Annotated in this window: 15 protein-coding genes; 5 read left to right on the top strand and 10 right to left on the bottom strand. The window is 64.0% G+C overall.

What is annotated here, in order from left to right; all coding sequences use genetic code 11:
• Position 1 precedes the first annotated feature (1 nt).
• Together BM438_RS17585 and BM438_RS17580 are read right to left on the bottom strand one after the other, a co-directional pair.
• Positions 2–3,223, bottom strand: a complete 3,222-nt coding sequence (locus BM438_RS17585) for an efflux RND transporter permease subunit (RefSeq protein WP_093635619.1) — start codon at positions 3,221–3,223, stop codon at positions 2–4.
• An 18-nt stretch (positions 3,224–3,241) separates the two neighbouring features.
• Positions 3,242–4,471 (bottom strand): efflux RND transporter periplasmic adaptor subunit, encoded by a 1,230-nt coding sequence (locus BM438_RS17580; RefSeq protein ID WP_093635617.1) that lies wholly within the window; start codon positions 4,469–4,471, stop codon positions 3,242–3,244.
• A gap of 429 nt (positions 4,472–4,900) precedes the next feature.
• On the opposite strand from BM438_RS17580, the gene BM438_RS17570 reads away from it, so the two are divergent.
• Positions 4,901–5,581, top strand: a complete 681-nt coding sequence (locus BM438_RS17570) for a TetR family transcriptional regulator (RefSeq protein ID WP_093635613.1) — start codon at positions 4,901–4,903, stop codon at positions 5,579–5,581.
• Between the two features lie 4 nt (positions 5,582–5,585).
• On the opposite strand, the gene BM438_RS17565 is transcribed toward BM438_RS17570, so the two are convergent.
• Positions 5,586–6,218, bottom strand: a complete 633-nt coding sequence (locus tag BM438_RS17565) for a cysteine hydrolase family protein (RefSeq protein ID WP_093635611.1) — start codon at positions 6,216–6,218, stop codon at positions 5,586–5,588.
• A gap of 184 nt (positions 6,219–6,402) precedes the next feature.
• On the opposite strand from BM438_RS17565, the gene BM438_RS17560 reads away from it, so the two are divergent.
• A complete protein-coding gene (locus BM438_RS17560; protein ID WP_093635609.1) occupies positions 6,403–7,401 on the top strand; it encodes a helix-turn-helix domain-containing protein in 999 nt (332 codons plus the stop codon).
• A gap of 15 nt (positions 7,402–7,416) precedes the next feature.
• Here BM438_RS17560 and BM438_RS17555 read toward each other — a convergent pair whose 3' ends face one another.
• The 6 genes from BM438_RS17555 to BM438_RS17530 form a co-directional block, all read right to left on the bottom strand.
• Positions 7,417–8,178, bottom strand: coding sequence for an SRPBCC family protein (locus tag BM438_RS17555; RefSeq protein ID WP_093635605.1), 762 nt, complete (start codon positions 8,176–8,178; stop codon positions 7,417–7,419).
• Positions 8,179–8,210: 32 nt separating this feature from the next.
• Positions 8,211–8,609: a DUF427 domain-containing protein gene (locus BM438_RS17550; protein ID WP_093635603.1), complete on the bottom strand. Its 399-nt coding sequence runs from the start codon at positions 8,607–8,609 to the stop codon at positions 8,211–8,213.
• A 174-nt stretch (positions 8,610–8,783) separates the two neighbouring features.
• A complete protein-coding gene (locus BM438_RS17545) occupies positions 8,784–9,278 on the bottom strand; it encodes a hypothetical protein (protein ID WP_093635601.1) in 495 nt (164 codons plus the stop codon).
• Positions 9,279–9,559: 281 nt separating this feature from the next.
• On the bottom strand, positions 9,560–11,077 hold the full coding sequence (locus BM438_RS17540) for a DegQ family serine endoprotease (RefSeq protein WP_093635599.1): 1,518 nt from the start codon (positions 11,075–11,077) through the stop codon (positions 9,560–9,562).
• Positions 11,078–11,256: 179 nt separating this feature from the next.
• Positions 11,257–12,558, bottom strand: coding sequence for an ATP-binding protein (locus BM438_RS17535; RefSeq protein WP_093635597.1), 1,302 nt, complete (start codon positions 12,556–12,558; stop codon positions 11,257–11,259).
• Positions 12,559–12,562: 4 nt separating this feature from the next.
• Entirely contained in the window at positions 12,563–13,225 is a 663-nt protein-coding gene (locus tag BM438_RS17530; RefSeq protein WP_054034404.1) for a response regulator, read from the bottom strand.
• 216 nt (positions 13,226–13,441) lie between these two features.
• On the opposite strand from BM438_RS17530, the gene dacB reads away from it, so the two are divergent.
• The 3 genes from dacB (at position 13,442) to BM438_RS17515 (ending at position 17,600) form a co-directional block, all read left to right on the top strand.
• Positions 13,442–15,106: a D-alanyl-D-alanine carboxypeptidase/D-alanyl-D-alanine endopeptidase gene (gene dacB / locus BM438_RS17525; protein ID WP_093635595.1), complete on the top strand. Its 1,665-nt coding sequence runs from the start codon at positions 13,442–13,444 to the stop codon at positions 15,104–15,106.
• 195 nt (positions 15,107–15,301) lie between these two features.
• Complete coding sequence (locus BM438_RS17520) at positions 15,302–16,252, top strand: sterol desaturase family protein (RefSeq protein WP_093635593.1); 951 nt, start codon at positions 15,302–15,304, stop codon at positions 16,250–16,252.
• Positions 16,253–16,346: 94 nt separating this feature from the next.
• Entirely contained in the window at positions 16,347–17,600 is a 1,254-nt protein-coding gene (locus BM438_RS17515; RefSeq protein ID WP_093635591.1) for an SGNH/GDSL hydrolase family protein, read from the top strand.
• Positions 17,601–17,776: 176 nt separating this feature from the next.
• Here BM438_RS17515 and BM438_RS17510 read toward each other — a convergent pair whose 3' ends face one another.
• A complete protein-coding gene (locus BM438_RS17510) occupies positions 17,777–18,829 on the bottom strand; it encodes an L-threonylcarbamoyladenylate synthase (RefSeq protein WP_093635589.1) in 1,053 nt (350 codons plus the stop codon).
• Between the last annotated feature and the right edge of the window lie 7 nt (positions 18,830–18,836).

Genomic DNA, 18,836 nt, shown 5'->3' with positions numbered 1-18,836 from the left:
CTCAATGTCCGTCCTTGCCCGAGCCTTGATCAGCCGAGCCGCCAGCCGACCCGCCACCTTGCGGATCATGCGGATGGTGCTGGTTGTAGTGTGCGAGCGCCTCATCCGGGTCTTCCTTCTCGCCGCCGAACTTCGCGCGGATCACGACGAAGAACATCGGGATCATGAAAATCGCGAGGAAGGTCGCCGTCAACATCCCGCCGATCACGCCAGTACCGATTGCGTGCTGGCTGGCCGAGCCTGCGCCGTTACTGATCGCGAGCGGCATCACGCCGAGAATGAACGCGAGCGAGGTCATCAGAATCGGACGCAACCGCAGACGCGCTGCTTCCAGCGCGGCCTCGATCGGCCCCATCCCTTCACCCTGCTGCAACTCGCGGGCGAATTCCACGATCAGAATCGCGTTCTTCGCCGACAGCCCCACCGTGGTCAACAGACCCACCTGGAAGAACACGTCGTTCTCGAGCCCGCGCAGCGTAGCGGCCAGCAGTGCGCCGATCACGCCGAGCGGCACCACCATGATCACCGAGAACGGGATCGACCAGCTTTCATACAGCGCCGCGAGACACAGGAACACAACCAGGATCGAGATGCCGTAGAGAATCGGCGCCTGCGAACCGGACTGGCGTTCCTGCAACGACAGGCCCGTCCATTCGTAGCCGATACCCGCCGGCAGCTTCGCCACGAGTGCTTCCATGGCCGTCATGGCCTGACCGGTCGACTTGCCCGGTGCAGCCGCGCCCTGGATTTCCACCGCCGAGATACCGTTGTAGCGCTCGAGCTTCGGCGAACCGTAGGACCACGTCCCGCTCGCGAACGAGGAGAACGGCACCATGCTGCCGGCCGTATTACGCACGTACCAGGCGTTCAGGTCTTCCGGTTTCATCCGGAACGGCGCGTCGCCTTGCAGATACACCTTCTTGATCCGGCCATCGGTATCGAGGAAGTTGTTCACGTACTGCGACGCCCATGCGATCGAGAACGTCTGGTCGATCACCGACAGCGACACGCCGAGCGCGGAAGCCTTCTCGTGGTCGATGTTCACCGTGAACTGCGGCGTATCGTTCAGGCCGTTCGGACGCACCTGAGCCAGCGTCGGATCTTTCGCGGCCATGCCCAACAGCATGTTGCGAGCCTGCATCAGCTTCTCGTGGCCGATACCGGCGCGATCCTGCAACTCGAAGTCGAAGCCGGCCGCCGTGCCGAGTTCAGGAATCGACGGCGGATTCACCGGATACACCAGCGCGTTCTTGTAGCTCGAGAAATGCATGAAGAGGCGGCCAACCAGCGCCTGCACCTTCTGATCCGAGTGCTGACGCACCGCGTAGTCCTTCATCCGCACGAACACGAGACCCGCGTTCTGACCGCGGCCGGCGAAGCTGAAGCCGTTCACCGTGAAGGTCGATTCGACAATGCTCTTCTCGCTGTTGAGCAGGTAGTCGGACACGTCCTTCAGCGCATGCGCCGTGGTTTCCTGCGTCGAGCCGGACGGCGTTTGCACCAGCACGAACATCGTGCCCTGGTCTTCATCAGGCAGGAACGACTTCGGCAACTTCACGAACAGCAGGCCGACCGCGAAGATCACCACCATGTAGATGATCAGCCAACGGCCCGAGCGCTTGATCACGTGGTGAACGCCCGAGTGATACTTGTCGCGGCTCTTGTTGAACGTGCGGTTGAACCAGCCGAAGAAACCGGTGGTTTTTTCCTGGTGGCCCTTCTCGATCGGCTTCAGGATCGTCGCGCACAGCGCCGGCGTCAGAATCAACGCGACCAGCACGGACAGCACCATCGCCGCCACGATCGTCAGCGAGAACTGCCGGTAAATAGCCCCGACCGAACCGCCCGAGAACGCCACCGGCACGAACACCGCCGACAGCACGAGCGCCACGCCAACCAGCGCGCCGGTAATCTGGTCCATCGCCTTGCGGGTCGCATCTCGAGGCGATAAGCCCTCCTCCTGCATCACCCGCTCGACGTTTTCCACCACCACGATCGCATCGTCCACCAGCAAGCCGATCGCTAGCACGAGCCCGAACATGGACAGCGTGTTGATCGAGAAGCCCACGATACCCATGATCGCGAACGTGCCCAACAGCACCACCGGCACGGCGATCGTCGGGATCAGCGTGGCGCGCAGGTTCTGCAGGAACAGGTACATGACCAGGAACACCAGCACGATACCTTCGAGCAGCGTCTTGACCACTTCTTCGATCGACAGGCGCACGAACGGCGTCGTGTCGTACGGATACTGCACAACGAGGCCGTGCGGGAAGTACTTCGACAGTTCGGCGACCTTCGCGCGGACTGCCTTGGCCGTAGCCAGCGCGTTCGCGCCGGTGGCGAGCTGAATACCAAAGCCTGCCGTCGGCTGACCGTTGTACTTGGTGTCGAAGTTGTAGTTTTCGCCACCGAGCTCGATACGGGCCACGTCCTTGATACGGACTTGCGAACCGTCCGTATTCACCTTCAGCAGCACGTTGCCGAACTGTTCAGGCGTATTGAGCAGCGTGGCTTCCGTGATGGTTGCCTGCAGCACCTGACCCGGCACCGACGGCGTGCCGCCGAGCGAACCGCCCGCGACCTGCACGTTCTGCGCCGTCAACGCCGTTTGCACATCTACCGGCGTCAAACCGAAGTTGGTCAGCTTGTTCGCGTCCAGCCAGATCCGCATTGCGTACTGCGAGCCGAACAGCGTCACCGTACCCACGCCGTCGATCCGGCTGACCGGGTCTTCGACGTTCGACGCGACGTAGTTCGCCAGGTCGTACTTGTTCATGCTGCCGTCTTCGGACACGAACGCCATCACCAGCAAGAAGCTGCTGCTCGACTTCGTGACCTTGGTGCCCAACTGCTGCACGGCTTGCGGCAACAGCGGCGTGGCGAGCTGCAGCTTGTTCTGCACCTGCACCTGCGCGATGTCAGGATTGGTGCCGGCTGCGAACGTCAGCGTGATGGTTGCCGTACCCGAGTCGTCCGACGTGGACGACAGATACAGCAAGTGGTCGAGACCACTCATCTGCTGCTCGATCACTTGCGTGACAGTGTTTTCCACCGTCTTCGCCGATGCACCCGGGTACGTTGCGCTGATCTGCACAGCCGGCGGCGCGATGGTCGGGTATTGCGCGATCGGCAACGTGAACACCGACGCGATACCCGCGAGCATCAGAATAATGGCGATCACCCATGCAAAAATCGGGCGATCAATAAAGAACTTTGCCATGAAGCGGGCTCCCTGTTATTACGCGCCCGATGCAGCAGAAGCGGGTTGAGCCGTCTGCGCACCGCTGGCGGCCGGCGCACCCTGAGCGGATGCGTCAGAAGCGGGTGTGGCGGGAAGTTGCGCGGCAACGGCCTTGACCTCCTGCCCCGGACGCGCCTTGTCGGTGCCCTGGACAATCACGCGGTCGCCGGCCTTCAGGCCGCTTTCCACCACCCAGTTCGAACCGTACGTGCCCGCAGTAACGAGCTGGCGCAATTCGACCTTGTTCGCTGCGTTGACGACGAGCGCAGTCGGCTGGCCCTTCTGGTCATGCGTGATGCCGACTTGCGGCACGACGAGCGCGTTGTCGTTGATGCCTTCCTCGATCCTCGCGCGCACGAACATGCCCGGCAGCAGCACCTTGTCCGTGTTCTTGAAGATCGCGCGCACCGTCACCGAGCCAGTGGTCTGATCGACCGTCACGTCGGTGAACTGCAGCTTGCCCTTTTCCGCATAGGTGCGGCCGTCTTCGAGAATCAGCGAGACCTTGGCAGCGTCCGGACCGCTCGTCTTCAGACGCCCTTCCTGCACTTCGCGGCGCAGCTTCAGACCGTCGAGGCTGGACTGCGTCAGATCCACGTAGACCGGGTCGAGTTGCTGGACCGTTGCCAGCAACGTGGCAGCGCTCGCCTGTACATACGCGCCCGGCGTAACTTGCGACACACCGATCTGGCCGGTCACCGGCGAGGTCACGTCGGTGTAGCCGAGGTTGATCTGCGCCGTGTCGACCGCTGCCTTACCGGCGGCCACGTCAGCCGCGGCCTGGCCTGCAGAGGCCACCGCGTTGTCGTAGTCCTGCTTGCTGACCGCATTGGCGGCCACCAGTACCTTGAAGCGGTTGGCTTGCGCGGTGGTCGACACGAGGTTGGCCTGGGCCTTCGCCAGCGTTGCCTTCGCGTTGTTCAACGTCGCGATGTAGGGCGCCGGATCGATCTTGTACAGACGCTGACCGGCCTTGACCTCGCCGCCTTCCGTGAATTCGCGGCGCAGCACGATGCCGTCGACCCGTGCACGCACTTGCGCGACGAGGAAGGCACTGGTGCGGCCGGGCAATTCGGTGACGACGGGCACAGCCGTCGGCTGGACGGTGACGACACCCACTTCGGGCGTTTGTTGCGGCGGGGCAGATTGTTTTGGTCCGCACGCTGCCAGCAATACGGCAGCCGTCGCGGCACTGATTAAGCGGAATGGAACCCGTTCGACGCGCATGGAGCGACCTCTGTCAAAGACTGAGAATGAAAAAGTGCGCGCATCCCTACCCCGGGGACGACAGCGCACACATGCGTCTTGCGACGCGTGACCGGAAGCCCGTGGATGCAAACCGCACCTGCAGGGGCATCCTGAGCAAAATGCGCCATACCGGGGAAATGCCGCACGGCGCCGCCCGTCGGGGCACGGCGCAAGAGCGTTTTGAAAGGCAACAGTGACGGATATTAACCGGTCGTCACGGCTTGGGCTATCCGATCGTGGGATGCTATTATATATACATCCACGAATGCATGTAAAAGTGCGTTTAGTTCTTTGCAGGCGGGGGACCTGCAAGATCGCTTCGCAAATTGCTTAACAGAAGACAGATTGTCATCGAGCGTACTTAAAAGCGCCCGGGGAAACCCCACAATCAGGGCAGGTCACGACAATATGGTCAGAAGAACCAAGGAAGAGGCACAGGAGACGCGCAACAGCATTCTCGACGCGGCCGAACGGGTTTTCTTCGAGAAGGGTGTATCGCGCACGTCGCTCGCCGACATCGCACAGGCCGCCGGCGTCACGCGCGGCGCAATCTACTGGCATTTCGCGCACAAGGGCGATCTGTTTACCGAAATGTTCGACCGCGTGCTGCTGCCGCTGGACGAACTCAAGGCCGCCTCGCAAGATCCCAATGAACCCGACCCGCTCGGGCGCCTTACGGAAATCTGTACAGTCTGCCTGCGTGACACTGCCAACGACCCGCGTCGCCGGCGGGTGTTCGACATTCTCTTTCTGAAGTGCGAGTTCGTCGAAGAGATGGGTCCGGTGATGATCCGCTATCAGACCAATATGCGCGAAGGGCTGTTGAAGATCGAGGGCGGTCTGCGCAATGCGATCTCCAAAGGGCAATTGCCGGTCGATCTCGACACCAGAATCGCGGCGGCGATGGTGCATGCGTTCATCAGCGGCTCGCTGCGCGACATGCTGTTTTTGCCGGAAACGACCAATTTCAGCAAGCACGCGGAGCAGATGGTCGCCGGGATGTTCGATGCGCTACGGCTGAGTCCGGCGCTGCGCATCGGGAATCGGACGGCGCCGGCCGCCGCCCGGCTACCCGGTCAGACTAGCTAGATACTTACGCCGCGACCCGGCGCGCCCGCGCCGTCTGATTCGACGTGTAGATATTGCCGCGTTCGAGCGGCGCCCCACCCTGCACCGTGGCGATCCACTGCTCCGTACTCGCCACCGCCGCGAAGTTCGACTGCAGGACCACGCTGAAGACCCGATGAATCTCCTCCGCGCTCGCAAAGCCCGCGCTGTTCTCATAGGGCAGCGAGCCGGTTGCGTCGTGCAGAAATTCGACGGCAAACCCCGAGTGGTATGCGTGGTTGATGGTCGACGCGTCGCAGTTGTGCGTCATGTAACCGACAACTGTCACCGTGTCGACCCGCTGCGCGGCCAGCCAGTCGGCGAGATCGGTACCGGCAAAGGCGCTCGCCCGCGACTTCTCAATATAGTGATCATGCGCCCGCCCACCCACCACCGGATGCAGTTCGGCGCGTTCGCTGCCGCGCGCGAACACCGGCGAGCCGGCCGGCGCGAGATGTTGTACGACCACCACCGGCACGCCGGCGGCACGGGCCGCATCCATCGCCCGGCCGATGTTGGCGAGCGAAGTTTGCACATCCGGGTATTCGATCGGCAGATCGCCGGTAACGTATTCGTTCTGCGCATCGATGACGATCAGCGCGCGGCGGGGTGCGGTCATGGCAAGACTCCTTCGGTTGAGCAGTTAGGGCTCGCGCTGCACGGCCCGGATGGGCTCTGCGCAGGCAGCGGCGATGTGTGCATTGTTCGTCAGCCGCCATTTCGCCGATAGCGACCCGAATGACAATCTTCGCTAGAATCGGGCCATCGTTGGATCATCGTTGAATGCCACGGGGCGATTGCGAATGACGGCTACATCCACCTCCTCTGCCGCCGGGCGCGACGACGCGCCCCGCCACGTCGTCGCGGTTGTCGCTTTCGACGGCATCAGCCCGTTCCATCTTTCGGTACCGTGCGTGGTATTCGGCGAGGACCGCAGCAACGGCGGCTTGCCCGATTTCGACTTTCGCGTTTGCGCCAGCGAAGCCGGCGCGCTGACCACCACCGCCGGCTTCTCGATCGCTGTCACGCATGGGCTCGAAGCACTCGCCGATGCGGATACGATCATCGTGCCAAGCTGGCGCGATCCGGACGAGACGCCGCCCACCGCCCTGCTCGACGCACTGCGCGCCGCCCATGCACGCGGCGCCCAGCTGGTCGGGCTGTGCCTGGGTGCCTTCGTGCTGGCCGCCGCCGGTATTCTCGACGACCGCCCGGCATCGACCCACTGGGCGTGGGCGGACGATTTCGCACACCGCTTTCCGCGCGTGCGGCTCGATCCCGACGTGCTCTATGTCGACGACGGCAACGTGCTGACCTCAGCCGGCACCGCTGCCGGCCTCGACTGCTGCCTGCATGTCCTGCGCAAGATGTGCGGCGCGCAAGCGGCGAACTATGTCGCGCGCCGCCTGGTGGTGCCGCCGCATCGGCAAGGTGGCCAGGCGCAATTCATCCAGCAACCGGTGGCGCCGAACGTGCGCGGCGACCGCCTGTCCTGTCTGCTCGATTGGGTGAGCGGAAATCTGGATGCGCCGCATACGCTCGACACGCTAGCCGAACGCGCGTTGATGAGCCGCCGCACGTTTACGCGGCGCTTCCGGCTCGCCACCGGCACGACCGTCGGCGCATGGCTGCTGGCGCAGCGGCTCGGCCGCGCGCAGCAACTGCTGGAAAGCACGGATGAGTCCGTGGAAGCGATCGCGGGGATTGCGGGATTCGGCTCGACTGCCTCGCTACGGCAACATTTCGCGGAGGCGTTCCGCACCTCGCCATCCGCGTGGCGGCGGGAATTCCGCGGCGTGTGAGCGTGGTGGACGCGCTTATTGTTCGCTGATCCAGCGCGCCACATACAAAAGCAGCGCCACCAGAAAAATCATCACCGCCCACGCCCAGTTCGGCACCACGTGCGGATTGGGCTCGCGGTGCGAAACCCCATGCGACACACCATGGGCCGCCCCATGCGATGCGCTCGCTGCCCGCCCGGTCAGCGCATTGCCGTGATCCACGCGCGTGCGCCGGGCAATCCCGCCGAGGTTAATCGGCCGCAGAAACACGTGCTGCCGACGCGCCGCCGACCCGCGTGCACGATTCGGCCCTTGCCCATGCTTGGCGCGAACAACAGCGCCAAACTCGTCGAAAAAATCGTCCGCCAGTTGATGCAGCGCGTTTTCGAGTTGGCGCGTAGGCAGCTCAGCAAGCGGCCCGGACGAGGTCGCCCAGATCGTGTAATCGATCCGCGTGCCGCGCTCCCTGCCGACGCCATGCGAGCTATCGTCGGCGCGCAATCTCACTTCGATCTGTCCGCGCAACGAGCCGATGCCCTCGGCTCTCGCCTTGAAGTTGATGGTGCGGCGCTGGGCATCCGCCGGTCCGGAATCCTGGCCCGCTACATGGGCGCGCGCTTCGTAACGCGCGCGCAACGGCCCGAGCGGCACGGTCATGGTGAGCGCGTATTCGCCGTGGCCAAGGCGCGTGAACGACTCGCAGTTGTCGAGGCTGGCACGCAACAAGGCGAGGTCCTGCAACGCGTCCCAAACGTCGGACGGCGCAAGCGGAATCCGTAACGCGTCGTTCAGTTCCATGGCAGCCTCCCCGATGAACGCGCGACAGCCGGTCAGGACGTCTGATCGATACGGTCGACGCGCGATGCGTAAAACGCGAGATACCCTTTTATTTGTAGCGCCGGCTCAAGCGGCGTCTCATAGCTCCAGACGGCGTTTTCGATCAGACCGTCTTCGGTGCGCAGATGATAGTACGAAGCATGGCCCTTGAACGGGCAGTGCGAAGTATGGGTGGAGCGTTCGAGGCGCGCCATGTTGACGTCGCCGCGCGGAAAATAGAACACGTCCGGCAGGCCGGTTTCGGTGAGTGTCAGGCCGGCCTGGGTGTCGGCCATTGTCACGCCGCCGTGAATCACCCGCACCCGATGGTTGTTGCCGCTGATGGCGATGGTGTGCCCGCCCGCGCTCGCGCCGGGTCCGGGGCTTCCGTGAGGCGTCAAGGCATCGCTCATGTCTCGGCTCCGTGATGGTGTGCAACTCGGGGTGCAGATCGTATGCGGCCGTGCAACAAAAAAGCCACGGGGTGCGCCCGTGGCTTCATTATCGGCCAAAGTTCAGCCGATTGCGCGGCCTTCCTGAATGCAGCCGGGGCTTCTCGCCCGGCGCCGCTCAGAGAGACGGGCCGTTTACTGGGTATTCCAGTAGAACGCCGCCTTGGCGGTGCCCTTGGCCGGAATCGTCACCGCCTTGGTCTGGTCGTTATCCTTGTATTGCGCGTGCACGGTGTAGCGGCCCGGGCGCAGCCTGACCAGCATATACGGCCCACGCGACGTGGCGGTCAGCACATTGCCATCGTGCGCGTCGACGATTCTCACATGGACGTCGGCGAGAAAATCAGAGCCGGGGCCGGTGAAGCGCATCGACAGCGGCCACTGGCTTTGCGCCTGCTGCAGTGCTTTCGATTCGTCGAGACCGACGCCGCCCGACACGAACGAGACGTCGCCCTGGTGCTGGATTTGCGGCAGGCCGCCACCGTTGGCGTTGCCCGCGCTGCTTTCGTCGGTGGTTGTGCCACCCGTTACGTCACTCGCCTGCGCATAAGCGCCGCCCGCCAGACCGAGCGTGAGCGCTGCGCAGACCGCAGCGGCTACGATCCTTCGCTGATTGCGTTGGGTTTTCATCGGTTCGCTCCTTCTTAAGGTCCTTGTCATCCGGAATCCCTCGGAGGGTCCAGATCAAGGCAGACGCAAGCTGCGTGCCCGCCATCAGTTCGCGTCGTATGGAAACCGCTGCTGCGCCACGCCATGCGGCGCAGAGCGACCTGCTTTACAGCTTTGATACAGCTGTGAGTCAAGCCTTGAAACAGCTGTGAGTCAAGCCTTGAAACAGGTGAAAAAATGCCGGTCCGTACGCAGTAAGTGCAAGGACCGGCAAGCATTACTTCAATGCGATCAATGACCGTTTAGCCGAGATCGACCGGCACGAAGATCTGCGCGTTATCGCGCTGGATCAGTAACGCGATGCTGTTGCCCGCGCCGGCGATCATCTGCTTCAACTGATCGACGCTCGTGACCGGCCGGCCATTGACCGCCAGAATCACGTCGCCCGGCTGGATGCCGGCGCTTTCAGCCGCGCCGCCCGATTGCTGCACCAGCAAACCGTGCGACACCGACGCGCCGCTCTTCTCTTCCGGCGTCAGCGGCCGCACCGCCACGCCGAGTCGGCCTTGCAACTGGGCCGGCTGATCGGCCTTGTCCGAGGCTACCTTGGCATCCGACAACGAACCGATCGTCACCTTCAGGTCTTTGGTCGCCTTGTCGCGCCACACCTGCACAGTGGCCGAGCTACCCGGCGCGAGACCCGCGACCTGCGACGGCAGATCCGACGAGTCGCTAACCGGCTCGCCATTCACCGACAGAATCACGTCGCCCGGTTGCAGACCACCCTTGGCGGCCGGGCCGCCCGGATCGACCGAGCTGACGAGCGCGCCCTGCGGCTTCTGCATACCGAACGAATCGGCCAGCGTCTGGTTCATGCCCTGCACCGCGACGCCGAGACGTCCACGGCTCACATGGCCGGTCTTGACGATGTCGTCCTTGACCTTGATCGCTTCGTTAATCGGGATCGCGAACGAAAGGCCCTGGAAGCCACCCGTCTGCGAATAGATCATCGAGTTGATGCCGATCACTTCGCCTTGCAGATTGAACAGCGGGCCGCCCGAGTTACCCGGGTTCACCGGCACGTCGGTCTGGATAAACGGCGTGTAGTTTTCGTTCGGCAGCGAGCGCGACTTCGCGCTGATGATGCCCGAGGTCACCGTGTTGTCGAAACCGTAAGGCGAGCCGATCGCGACCACCCACTGGCCGACCTTGCTCTGACGCGGATCGCCGATCTTCACGGTCGGCAGACTGCTCGCGTCGATCTTCAGCACAGCGACGTCGGACTGCTTGTCGGCGCCGACCACTTTCGCTTTGAATTCACGCTTGTCAGTGAGCTTCACGGTGACGACGTTCGCGCCGTCCACCACGTGGGCGTTGGTCAGGATGTAGCCGTCGCTGCTGACGATGAATCCCGAGCCGAGGCTCGCGCTCGGCTGATCGGGCGCATCGCCGCCGTCGCCGCCTTGCATGCCCGGCATGCCGCCGAAGAAGTGCTTGTAGAACTGATAGAAGGGATCGCTCGGATCGATCGGCAACTGGTTGCCGCCGTTGGCGCCATTACCGCCGTTACCGCGCAATGCCGTTTGCTTGACCACATGCTTCGCGCTGATGTTGACCACGGCCGGGCCGTAGGTTTCGACCAGACCCGAGAAGTCGGGAATGCCGGTTTTCGCCGCGGCTTCGGCAGGCATCATCGCGGCCTGCGCCGGCGTGATCACCTGCGGCGCGGGCACGTCGCGATGCCCCGCCACATAGCCGGCGGATAGCGCCACGGCGACAGCCACTGCAACAGCGCTGCGGGACAAGGTTTTCGCGTTCATCGTGTACTCCTGACTGGGAGAAAGAGGCTTTGGAATGAGATGAAGCGTACGTGGCATCGCTTAAAAGAGTCTTAAGCAGCGCCAGATCGCTTCAAGCCCATTGTTGAGGCTTGTTTAAGCCTCGCTTAAGCCACGTTCGATCCACGTTCGAGTCACTTTACGAACAGAAAGCCTCACCCTCAGAAGCGCACGTCAACCTGCAAACCACCTGTCGCCGATTCGTCGAGCTTCACCGCCGCATGATGTTGCGTGGCGATGCGGCGCACGATCGCAAGGCCCAGGCCGCTGCCCGCCACATCGGTGCGCACCCGGTTCGCGCTGGCGCCGGCCCGGTAGAAGCGATCGAACACGCGCTCGCGTTCGGCCGGTTCGATGCCCGGCCCGCTATCAGCAATCCGCACCACCGGATGTCCCTCCTCCACATGCAGACTCACGTCGACACGGCCGCCTCGCGGCGTGTATTTGGTTGCGTTATCAACGAGGTTGTTGAACATGACCCGCAGCGCGTCGGCGTCGCCGATCACCGTGGCGGGTTCGCTCGCCTCGATGCCGAGATCGACGCCGCGGTTCTGCGCAAGCGGCGCGTACGCCACCACACAGTCCTGCAGCAGCGCGCGCAAATCGATCGCGTTCGTCGCGGCGACGCCGTCCGGCTCCGAACGCGCGAGCGCCAGCAATTGCTCGGCAAGACGTGTGGCGCGCGTGACACCCGCCTGCAGATCGGCCAGCGCTTCGCTGCGCGTGGTGTCGTCTTTCGCGCGAGCCACCAGTTGCGACTGGATCTGCACGGCGGCAAGCGGCGTGCGCAATTCGTGCGCGGCATCGGCGACGAATGCTTTCTGAATATCGAGCGCAGTGGCGAGCCGTTCGAGCAGGCCGTTCAACGCGCGCACGAGCGGCTGCACTTCGAGCGGCAGACGCTGATCGGGCAAGGGATCGAGCGCCTCGGGGTGACGGGCGTCGAGCGCGCTGGTCACGCGCCGCAACGGCCTCAGCCCGCGCCCGACAACGACCCACACCGCCACGCCCAACAGCGGCAGCAGCACGATCAACGGCCACAAAGTGCGCAACGCGACATTCGCCGCGAGCCGGTTACGCACCGAAACCGGTTGCGCCAGCTGCACGACGTTATCGCCGACGATCGCGCCGTACACACGCCAATCTCCACGTTCCGTGTGCTCGGTTGAAAACCCGAGTTCGGCGCGCGGCGCGAGGGGCGCACGCGGGCGCGAGTAGTACATCAACACGCCGTTGCGATTCCAGATCTGCAGCACGATGCCTTCGTCGCCGGTGTCGCGCGAACCGAGCACCTGGGAGAACGGTTCCGACGGCAGCGCCGCGGCGATCTGCTCCAACTGGTAATCGAACAGTTCGTTGGCTTCGGCAAGCGCTTGCCGGTAAATCAGCCAACCCGCAATGCCGACGCCGAGCAACACCAGCGCCAGCAGCCAGAACAACAATTGACGACGAATCGAACGCATCGGCTCAGGCGTCCTTGGCGATCATGTAACCAAGACCGCGCACATTGCGGATCAGATCCGCGCCGAGCTTCTTGCGCAGCGCGTGGATGTAGACCTCGACCGTATTGCTGCCGATTTCCTCGCCCCAGCCGTACATTTTTTCTTCGAGCTGGCTCTTGGAAAGCACTGCGCCGGGCCGTGCGATCAACGCTTCGAGCAGCGCGAATTCACGCGCAGACAACGCGACCGGCGCGCCGTCCAGCGTGACCTGATGCGAGGCCGGATCGAGCGTCAGATTGCCGTGGCGAATCGTCGAATCGCTGCGGCCCGATTGGCGGCGGATCAACGCGCGCATGCGGGCGCCGAGTTCGTCGAGATCGAAAGGTTTGACGAGGTAGTCGTCCGCGCCGGCGTCGAGGCCTTTGACCCGATCGGCAACCGCGTCGCGCGCGGTGACGATCAGCACCGGAATGGCCTGGCCCTTGGCGCGCAGCGTGCGCAGCACGTCGAGCCCGTCGCGTTTGGGCAGGCCGAGATCGAGCAGCACCAGATCGTAAGGTTGGCTGGCCGCGGCGCTGAGCGCCGCTTCGCCGTCTTCCACCCAGTCGACCGCGAAGCCTTCACCGCGTAGCGCCTTGCGTACGCCTTCGGCGATCATCCGGTCGTCTTCGACAAGCAATATGCGCATGGTTGGTACGGTCCCGAAACATTTGATGATGCCGCATTCTAGCGCCCGGCCCTGACGTGCGCGCCACCCGACGCTTTTTCACCGCAGCGTGGCGGCATGTCTCTACAATGGGCGCTTTGCGTCGCGCCGCGGTTTTTCGCGCGCCACGCAATGCTTCGACACACTCTGGATTGCCGCGCGCCACCGCGCCCCGAAATCTTGCCTCCTCGCCTGTCCATGACGCACGCTTTTTTGCCCGCTTTTTTGCACTCTCTCGCACGCCGTGTAGCGCTGCGTCCGCTGCCTTCTTCTGTTGCCGACTCTCTGCCTCGCCGATTCGCACCGCGCTCGGCGGCGTTGCTGCTTGCCTGCGCCGCGCTCGGCAGCGGCGGCGCGGCGCTGCCGCTTGCCGCGCAGGCGCGCATCAAGGCAACCCACCCGAGCGTCAACGTCACCACGGTGTTGCCGCAATCGGTCATGGTCGGCCTGCAGCGCGCGCATGTGCCTTTGTCGTCGATCAGCGTGGTGGTCGAGAAAGTGGGCGACCGCACGCCGATCCTCGCCTTGAACGCCGGCAAGCCGATGATGCCCGCCTCGACGATGAAACTCGTCACCACCTACTCCGGCCTGTCGATCCTCGGCCCGGAATATCGCTGGCGCACGAGCGCCTATGCGGACGGCACGCTCGACGCCAACGGCGTGCTGCACGGCAATCTGTACATTCAGGGCACGGGCGATCCGAAACTCGTGCCCGAAGAACTGATCGACCTCGTGCAGAAGATCCACAAGGCGGGGATCAACGGCATCGATGGCGCGCTGGTGCTCGACAAGCGCTATTTCGACGCCTCCACGCGCGATCTGCCGCCGTTCGACGACGACGCCACCGCGCCGTACAACGTCGGCCCCGATCCGCTGCTGTACGCCTTCAAATCGCTGTCGTTCACGCTGACGCCTTCGCCGGACGGCAGCGTCGCCATCGACGTGCTGCCCGCGCTCTCGCAGCTACAGATCGACAACCAGATGCACGCCGTCAACGGCCCGTGCCGCGGCGACGCCGCCTCCGTCTCGCCCACCGTCACGCCGCAGCCGAACGGCACCGTGGTGGCCTCGTTCGACGGCGACTACTCGGTGCGCTGCGGCCCGCGCACGATCAACGTCGCGGTGCTCGATCACTCCGCATTCTTCGCGGGCGGGTTCCTGGCCCTGTGGCAGCAAACCGGCGGCACGTTCAGCGGCGCGACCCGCGAAGGCCCCGTGCCGGTCGGCGCGCGCCTCGTCGCCACGCACCAGGGGCCGATGCTCTCCGACATCGTTCGCGACATCAACAAGTTCAGTAACAACACGATGGCGCGCAACCTGTTCCTGACGATCGGCGCCACGGAAGAAAAAGGGCCCGCCACGCCCGCGAAATCGGCGCGCGCCATCGAGGACTTTCTGCGCCGCGACAGCGTCGACATGCAATACATGACGCTCGACAACGGCTCGGGCCTGTCGCGCGACGAGCACGTTACCGCGCTCTCGCTCGCCGATCTGCTGCAGCGGGCCAATGCGAGCCCGGTCGCCCAGGTGTTCGTGGAGTCGCTGCCGATTGCGGGCGTCGACGGCACCATGCGCAACCGCTTGACCAACCAGGGCGCGGGCGGCAACGCACACATCAAGACCGGCACCCTGCGCGACGTGCGTGCGATCGCCGGTTACGTGGCCTCGGCGGACGGCAACAGCTACGTGGTGGTGAGCCTGATCAACGACCCGCATTCGGAGGCCGCGCGCGCCGCGCACGACGCCTTGCTCGAATGGGTCTATCAGGGACCGTCCCAGGGATTCACGAAAGTCTCCGACCCCGTCGCCGAACCGCGCGGCAGCAAGCCCAGGAAAAACCCGCACAAGCGCGGCACCCATTGAGGATTCCTTCTATAGAAGCCACGCGCGGCAATGCGCCCAAGCGTGTACGCTGTCGGGCAGTGTTTGAGGCGCGCGTAAAACATTATGCGTAGCGCACGAGCCACGCAGCCGTTACGAAAGCGTGGCCCAATCAAACGATAACGACAACGTCCGCTGCGGCAAGCGCAGCGGCAAGGGACCGCGGAGGAAGACACAATGCAATTCGATGCCGAATTGCTGCTGCTCGCCATGGCGCCAGTCTTTCTCGCATGCATTGGCTGGGAGGCGTGGCACCTGCGGCGTACGCGCCCCGGCGCGCAGCTCTATAGCTGGCGCGACACGTTCTGCAACGCCGCGCTCGCGCTGATGCAGCAAGCCGCCGACAAGCTCGCGTGGCTCGTGATCATCCCCGTCTATGCATTTTTCTACGATCACTATCGCGTCTATACGTGGCAGGCGAGCTGGGTGTCGTTCGTCGTGCTGTTCGCCGCTCAGGATCTGCTCTATTACTGGTTTCACCGGTGCAGCCACCGCGTGCGCTGGCTGTGGGCCGCGCATGTCGTGCATCACTCGTCGGAGCGGATGAATTTTTCGACCGCCTTCCGCCAGAGCCTGATGTATCCGATTGCCGGCATGTGGCTGTTCTGGATTCCGCTCGCCGTGTTCGGCTTTCCGCCGAAGCAGATCGTCGCGATCGTGCTGATCAATCTCGGCTTCCAGTTCTTCGTGCACACCCAGGCGATCGGCAAACTCGGCTGGCTCGAATACGTGCTCAACACGCCGTCGATTCACCGCGTGCATCACGCACGCAACGACCGCTATATCGACCGCAACTATGCCGGCGTGCTGGTGATCTGGGATCGCCTGTTCGGCAGCTATGTCGAGGAAGATCCGCGCGACGCGCCGGCGTACGGCATCGTCGAACCGCTTCACACCTATAACCCGTTGAAGGCGACGTTTCACGAATGGGGGTCAATGGCCGCCGATTTCGTGAGCGTGCGAGGCTGGCGCAACAAGTTGCGCGCGCTGTTCGCACCGCCCGCATGGGCCGCGGCTTATCACGCGGGCCGCGCTGCGGGTGCGGGTGCCGCTGTCGCTGCTTCCAGCGGCGCTACAAGCATTGAAGATAAGCATACGGCCGCGTTTCAAACACCGCGCAGGCCGTAGAAGATTCTGTAAGCTGTCGTCATGCCGCCGACGCGGTGGGCGCTGCCTGCAACACATGGCATAAGGGCCACACATACGAGGAGATGTAGTCAACATGAAACAAACAGCATCGAGGAAACGCAATTTCGTCCGCGTCACGCAGATCGCCATCGCCAGTGCGGCGTTTGCACTGCTCGCGGCTTGTGGCGGCGGCAGCGATAACAACAACAGTTCGAGCAGCAGCACGCCGGCAGGCGGCGTGAAATTGCAGGTCGTTTCGTTTGGCGACAGCTTGTCGGATGTCGGCACGTACGCGCCGGTGATTCAGTCGAGCTTCGGCGGCGGCCGCTTCACGACGAACCCGGGTGAAGTGTGGACCCAGAAGGTCGCGGAGTACTACGGCAGCACGTTGACTGCCGCGTATGTGGGCGGCTTCGGTCAACCGCTGGTTGCGACGGGCGGGTTCGGCTACGCACAAGGCGGCTCTGACGTCGTGAACGCCCAGGGCGAAGGTTGGGCACCGAACAACGCGGCGGCAACGACCGTGCCGGTGGTGACCCAGGTGGCGAACTACCTGGGCGCGCATACGAGCTTCAACGCGAACCAGCTCGTGCTGGTGAACGGCGGCGCGAACGACATCTTCCAGTTCGCTGGGACCACCGCCAACCTGACGGCGCTCGCCACCGCGCTGCAGACGCAATATCCGCTGCTCGTGCAGGCCGGCAAACTGCCGAACACGCAGGCAGGCCAGGTACAGTTCATCGCCGGCTACCTGCAGCAGCTGGCCAACCCCCAGATCGCGACAGCCGCCACGCAGCTCGCCGCGCAAATCCAGACCATCGTCAACTCGGGCGCGACCCACGTGGTGGTGTCGACGGTGCCGGACATCGGCAATACGCCGCAAGGCGTTCAGGCCAACGCAGCCTCGCCTGGTGCGGCTGCGCTCCTGTCGGGGATTACCGCGGCGTATAACGGCATTCTGGTCCAAACCATGACGTCGCTCGGCCTGCTGGGCACGGGCAAGGTCATCGTGGCCGATGCGTTCACGTGGATTGATCAGCAGTTGCCGAACTACCAGGCGCTGGGCTTCACGGTGTCCAACACCGGTACGGCGTGTAACCTGACGTCGATGGTGACCAACGCAACCGCGTACGCCACCGCCAATCCGAGCGCAACGAACGGGCTGACCCCGGCACAGTATGGTGCCCAGTTCGGCTCGTCGCTGTTCTGCTCGCCGCAGACTTACACGGTGGCCGGCGCTGACCAGACCTACATGTTCGCCGACCTGGTCCATCCGAGCACGCACTTGCACGCCTTGTTCGCGCAGTACGTTCAGCAGCAGATCGCTGCGACGGGATTGGGGAAATAAGTTGAGGGTTGCCGCGTAGCGGCAGCAGGATGCGAGTTCTGCAAACGCCCGGCTTGCTGGTCAAGCCGGGCGTTTTTTATTTATGTTTGTTGCGCGCGGCACAGCGGTTGAGACGACGGGTTGCTACAACGGATTGTGGCGGCGCCGGTGAGCAAGCCGTACCAATCAGGCAGTCCCTACCCTTGCGCTTCGAATGCAGCCGCGGCCCGGCCGAGCCGATCGTTCACAGCGATCCACTCGATCGTGTCCGGCAACTTCTCGATGAGAATCCGGCTCACGTCCGCGCGATCGAGCGCCCTTAGCAGGCCATACAACTCGCGCGCATAGACGTGCGGATCTTCAGGCGCGGCAATGAAATGCACGCCCTCGGCATGAGCCCACTCTCCTGCGCGGGAAGCACGCGCTACCAAGGCCACGCGTTCGTCGCTCTGACGCGCCGCGAGCAACATCTGCAACGCATCAAAAGGCAGCAAGGCCAACGGCGTGCGCGGCGCATAGTGCGCCTTCAACGTCCCCGAAACGCGCGGTGTCGTGGCATCCGAACCGTCGGGCAGGCGTGGCGCCTCGCCGAGCACGTCGGCGATATCCTGCGGCGTTACGCGACCAGGTCTCAACAGCGCCGGAAATCCGCGCGACAAATCCAGAATCGTCGATTCGATTCCGACGTCAGATGCGCCACCGTCCAGCACGTGAATCGCGCTGCCGAACTCGTCGCGCACGTGCTGCGCCGTAGTTGGGCTCACGTGACCAAATCGATTCGCCGACGGCGCAGCCACGCCGCCATGTCCGCCGCGCAACGCACTGAACGCTTCGAGCAAAGCCTGCGCAACCGGATGCGACGGGCAGCGCAAACCCACTGAATCCTGGCCGCCGCTCACGGCTGCATTGATCCGCTCGGCACGCTTCAGGATCAACGTGAGCGGCCCCGGCCAGAACGCATCGATCAAACGCTGCGCTTCCGCCGGCAAATGCTCGACCCAGTAGTTCGGATCGCCCTGCGGCGCCAGATGCACGATCACCGGATGATTCGCCGGCCTGCCCTTCGCCGCGTAAATACGCGCGACCGCGTCCGGACTTTCGGCGTCGCCGCCGAGTCCGTAGACCGTCTCCGTGGGGAACGCGACGAGGCCGCCCGCGTCGAGCAGCGCGGCAGCGTGTTCGATCTGCTCGGCGCTCACAGGCAAGGCGCTTGCGGCGCCCCCTTCGGCAGGTTTGCTTTGATCCGGCATGGTGCTC

Origin of the sequence: Paraburkholderia aspalathi (assembly GCF_900116445.1) — a bacterium.
Classification (GTDB): Bacteria; Pseudomonadota; Gammaproteobacteria; order Burkholderiales; family Burkholderiaceae; genus Paraburkholderia; species Paraburkholderia aspalathi.
Note: the sequence above shows the minus strand (reverse complement) of the source record. Positions and strands in the feature narration are given on the sequence as shown.

Coding starts and splice junctions, on each gene's coding strand:
- BM438_RS17585 (WP_093635619.1), bottom strand. CDS start 3,223: ATGGCAAAGTTCTTTATTGATCGCCCGATTTTTGCATGGGTGATCGCC.
- BM438_RS17580 (WP_093635617.1), bottom strand. CDS start 4,471: ATGCGCGTCGAACGGGTTCCATTCCGCTTAATCAGTGCCGCGACGGCT.
- BM438_RS17570 (WP_093635613.1), top strand. CDS start 4,901: ATGGTCAGAAGAACCAAGGAAGAGGCACAGGAGACGCGCAACAGCATT.
- BM438_RS17565 (WP_093635611.1), bottom strand. CDS start 6,218: ATGACCGCACCCCGCCGCGCGCTGATCGTCATCGATGCGCAGAACGAA.
- BM438_RS17560 (WP_093635609.1), top strand. CDS start 6,403: ATGACGGCTACATCCACCTCCTCTGCCGCCGGGCGCGACGACGCGCCC.
- BM438_RS17555 (WP_093635605.1), bottom strand. CDS start 8,178: ATGGAACTGAACGACGCGTTACGGATTCCGCTTGCGCCGTCCGACGTT.
- BM438_RS17550 (WP_093635603.1), bottom strand. CDS start 8,609: ATGAGCGATGCCTTGACGCCTCACGGAAGCCCCGGACCCGGCGCGAGC.
- BM438_RS17545 (WP_093635601.1), bottom strand. CDS start 9,278: ATGAAAACCCAACGCAATCAGCGAAGGATCGTAGCCGCTGCGGTCTGC.
- BM438_RS17540 (WP_093635599.1), bottom strand. CDS start 11,077: ATGAACGCGAAAACCTTGTCCCGCAGCGCTGTTGCAGTGGCTGTCGCC.
- BM438_RS17535 (WP_093635597.1), bottom strand. CDS start 12,558: ATGCGTTCGATTCGTCGTCAATTGTTGTTCTGGCTGCTGGCGCTGGTG.
- BM438_RS17530 (WP_054034404.1), bottom strand. CDS start 13,225: ATGCGCATATTGCTTGTCGAAGACGACCGGATGATCGCCGAAGGCGTA.
- dacB (WP_093635595.1), top strand. CDS start 13,442: ATGACGCACGCTTTTTTGCCCGCTTTTTTGCACTCTCTCGCACGCCGT.
- BM438_RS17520 (WP_093635593.1), top strand. CDS start 15,302: ATGCAATTCGATGCCGAATTGCTGCTGCTCGCCATGGCGCCAGTCTTT.
- BM438_RS17515 (WP_093635591.1), top strand. CDS start 16,347: ATGAAACAAACAGCATCGAGGAAACGCAATTTCGTCCGCGTCACGCAG.
- BM438_RS17510 (WP_093635589.1), bottom strand. CDS start 18,829: ATGCCGGATCAAAGCAAACCTGCCGAAGGGGGCGCCGCAAGCGCCTTG.